Here is a 1350-nt window from a genome sequence, read left to right as displayed (position 1 = left end):
CGGTCCGGGTCGGGGGTGTGGCCGGTCCGAGGGGTCCGGGGGGGGGGAGTGCGCTCGGCTGGGGGTGGCCGGAGTTGTGGGGGCGGTCGGGGGTGGGGGTGGGAGTTTGGCCATGGGCGTGAGCGTGGCGATTGGGGGTGGCCGGGGGTGGGGGTGCTGACGTGTCGGGGGTTTGGCGGGTTGGGGTGGTGTGTGGGGGAGGTCTTACGAATGGGTGACATTGGCGCGAGTCGCGTGGTTGGGCGGGGTTCCTCGACCTAGCGTTGGTGGCATGAGAATCCTGGTCACCGGCGGCGCCGGGTTCATCGGAGCACACGTCGTCGAGTGTCTGACCGAAGCGGGACATGAGGTGCGGGTGCTCGACCTGGCGTTGGTCGAGAGTGTGGACGCGGTACAGGGTGATGTGCGCGATCCGGCGGTCGTGGAACGGGCGTTGGTCGGTATGGACGCGGTCTGCCACCAGGCCGCCAAGGTCGGCTTGGGTCTGGATCTGAACGATGCGCCGGACTACGTCGGTTGCAACGACCTGGGGACCGCGGTGTTGCTCGCCGCGATGGCGCGGGCGGGCATCGGTTGTCTGGTGCTGGCGAGTTCGATGGTCGTCTACGGCGAGGGGCTGGGCCACTGCGCCGAACACGGTGAGGTGGTGCCGGGTCCGCGGCCGGTCGAGGCGTTGATGGCCGGCTGCTTCGAACCGCCGTGCCCGACTTGTGGGCAGGCGGTGACGCCCGGCCGGATCTGCGAGGAGGCCGCGCCCGATCCGCGCAACGTGTACGCCGCGACCAAGCTCGCCCAGGAACATCTGGCCGGCGCCTGGGCCCGGGCCACCGGCGGTGTGGCCACGGCGCTGCGTTACCACAACGTCTACGGCCCGAGGATGCCGCTGGACACCCCGTACGCCGGCGTCGCCGCGATCTTCCGCTCGATGCTGCGTGCCGGCCTGCCCCCGAGGGTGTACGAAGACGGCGGCCAACGCCGCGACTTCGTCCACGTCCGCGACGTCGCCACCGCCAACCTGGCCGCCCTGGACCGCTCCGGCCACGGTCTCCGCGCCTACAACGTCGCCACGGGCGTCCCCCACACGGTGGGCGAAATGGCTACGGCCCTGTCCGAGGCACACGCCGGCCCACCCCCGATCACGACCGCCGAATACCGCCTGGGCGACGTCCGCCACATCACCGCCTCGGCAGCCCGCATGGAGACCGAACTCGGCTGGCAGGCAAAAATCGAATTCGCCCACGGCATGGCAGAGTTCGCCGAAATCTAGCCCCCTTCCCAGGCCGCCCCCACCACGACCAAGCCCCCCGGCCACCCCCACCTCGCCACGCTCACGCCCATGGCCGACCCCCC

The 1350-nt window shown here is 71.1% G+C and carries 1 protein-coding gene; it reads left to right on the top strand.

Annotated features, from left to right (window positions below; all coding sequences use genetic code 11):
* Positions 1-271 precede the first annotated feature (271 nt).
* On the top strand, positions 272-1267 hold the full coding sequence (locus A3IC_RS0115465) for an NAD-dependent epimerase/dehydratase family protein (RefSeq protein ID WP_020550949.1): 996 nt from the start codon (positions 272-274) through the stop codon (positions 1265-1267).
* Positions 1268-1350 lie beyond the last annotated feature (83 nt).

Source organism: Embleya scabrispora DSM 41855, assembly GCF_000372745.1.
Lineage (GTDB): Bacteria > Actinomycetota > Actinomycetes > Streptomycetales > Streptomycetaceae > Embleya > Embleya scabrispora.
Note: the sequence above shows the minus strand (reverse complement) of the source record. Positions and strands in the feature narration are given on the sequence as shown.

Coding starts and splice junctions, on each gene's coding strand:
- A3IC_RS0115465 (WP_020550949.1), top strand. CDS start 272: ATGAGAATCCTGGTCACCGGCGGCGCCGGGTTCATCGGAGCACACGTC.